The sequence below is a fragment of the Microtetraspora sp. AC03309 genome, from assembly GCF_020826795.1.
Lineage (GTDB): Bacteria > Actinomycetota > Actinomycetes > Streptosporangiales > Streptosporangiaceae > Microtetraspora > Microtetraspora glauca.
Map to the genome: position 1 here is coordinate 1 of NZ_JADDIL010000202.1, position 1308 is coordinate 1308.

Annotated in this window: 2 protein-coding genes; both read right to left on the reverse strand. The window is 67.0% G+C overall.

Annotation, left to right across the window (positions count from 1 at the left end; translation table 11 throughout):
- Positions 1 to 323: helix-turn-helix domain-containing protein (locus IMZ11_RS42290; RefSeq protein WP_228649163.1), on the reverse strand; the 323-nt coding region annotated here is incomplete at its 3' end.
- Between the two features lie 192 nt (positions 324 to 515).
- A partial coding sequence (locus tag IMZ11_RS42295; protein WP_228649165.1) for a GntR family transcriptional regulator occupies positions 516 to 1308 on the reverse strand: 793 nt, incomplete at its 5' end.

Consider the following 1308-nt stretch of genomic DNA (forward strand, 5'->3'; position numbering starts at 1 on the left):
CGCGCGGCCGCGCGCTCGTCCCAACGCTCGTAGTCGAGCAGCTCGTACACGCTGGGCAGGTGTTGACGCGGGTTGAAGGGGTCGCGCCGGCGGTCGACGCGCACCAGGCCGCGGGCTTCAAGCCGCTTGGTCGCCCGGTCTACGGTGTCCACCGACCGGCCGATGCACTCGGCCAGGCGGGCACGGGTGGGGATGTCGTCGCCGCCTGGGTCGGGGTTGGTGTCGCGGTACTCGGAGTCCACGAACGAGGCCAAAGCGGCGTACAGGGCCTTGTCGATCGGGTCGACGGATCCGTCACGGGCGAGTTCGGCGTCGAACTTCACCCAGTCAAGTCCAGCCGGGCGCACGACGCGGGGAATGATCCTGTCTGGGGGGGTGGGTACCCTCATCCTTGTTGTCCTTCTGCAGGGCTGTGGAAGTGACTTTGAGGGGCCGGGAGGGCGAACTCCCGGCCCCCCTCTTTTTGCTGGTCAGAGTGGCAAGACCTGCGGGGCGACCGCTGCGCAGCCCATCCGCTACTCAGTGGGCCACTCGTATTCGAGGGTCCACAGATGCGTCGGCATGACGTGCACGCAGACCTCGACCGCGCGACCCTCTGCGGTCCATCCCGTGTGCGTGATCTCGTAGACCCGCTGGTCTTCCGTCATCGCGAGGAACTTCGCCTCTTCCGAGGTCGGAGGCCGTACGGCGATGCGCTCGGAGATCCGAACCTGCTTGTGCCCAAGCTCTGCAAATCGGCTGATGATGCCGCCAGTGCCGCTGTCCGGCTGCTCAATGGCGGTTCCCTCGGCAATGCTGAGCGGGATGTAGGAGTCAGCGAGCTGCACGGGGGTGTCGCCGGCGCTCATGCGGCGGGCCCGAACGAGGGTGCTCGGCTCGTCTGCCGGGACTCCGAGGATCTCGGCAACTTGGGCAGGCGGGGTGACCCGCTCAATGGTCAGCTCGACGCGCGGCTCACGGCCCAGTCGGCGAATTTCGACTTCGAAAGCGCCGTGTCCCTCCTCGCGGTGCGCAGCCGCATATCGGGCCTGCGCGTTGCGGAGGATCGGGGGGAGGTCCGTCACAAACATGCCCACTCCTCGGTGGATGCGTACAAGGCCCTCGGCGACGAGGACCCGGATTGCGTCATTGACTGTGGCTCTGGAGACCCCTAGCTGCTCGGCCAGAAGGTCCTCTCTGGGGATGGCGCTCCCGCGCGGATAGTCCCCGCGCCGGATGGAGTCGCGGATCACGTCCGCGACCTGCCGAAATCTGCTGCGGTTCGGAACGCTCATGGTGATCACCCTATCTGAGTAGGCGGTACGTGGT